The sequence below is a fragment of the Candidatus Symbiopectobacterium sp. NZEC135 genome, from assembly GCF_025962695.1.
Genome location: NZ_JAGFPF010001298.1, coordinates 1 through 610, shown reverse-complemented (window position 1 = coordinate 610; position 610 = coordinate 1). Strand labels below are relative to the sequence as shown.

Genomic DNA, 610 nt, shown 5'->3' with positions numbered 1-610 from the left:
CGCCGCTTGCAGTATTCTGCTGCTCCATCCCGCGCCAAAATGTCGGAAGGATTGAATCTGCCCCATACAGGTTTTGCTGCCCGATATCACCGCCAAACGTAAATCCGGTCCATAAGCTTTCGAGTAGGATCGAATGTGCACCGTGCGATCGGGATAGTAGCGCCCCAGACTGATCGCCGGGTGTGTCGATAATTCGCCAACGCCATCATCTTCCAGAATCAACACATTGTCGTGGACAGCAAGCAGCGCGGCCAACTCGGCCAGCCGTTCCGGGCTTATGGCATTACCCGTGTGCGAATGCGTTCTGGGCTGGAAAATAAACGCCGTCGGTTTTTGCAGCAACGCTTGTTTCAGCGCTTCCGGTTCAGGGCCGTGCTCATCGCACTCCACCATAATGGCATTCATGCCCAGATGATCGAGCATATCCAGCACGCGCGCCGCCGTTGGGCTTTCGACGGCCACCGACGAGCCCGGAAACAGCAGTGCCTGCAATGCCAGATACATACCATCAAACCCACCATCCGAGGTGATAAACGCCTCCGCCGGATAAGGCCAATGGCGGCGCACCGTCTGTTCCAATTCCGGAATGATGGCAGTGCGCTCGTAGCTG

Annotated in this window: 1 protein-coding gene; it reads right to left on the bottom strand. The window is 56.9% G+C overall.

Going from position 1 to position 610, the window contains the following annotated elements; translation table 11 throughout:
- Positions 1–610, bottom strand: a 610-nt coding sequence (locus tag J5224_RS33920; RefSeq protein WP_264629251.1) for an aminotransferase class I/II-fold pyridoxal phosphate-dependent enzyme, incomplete at both ends; no start/stop codon positions are given.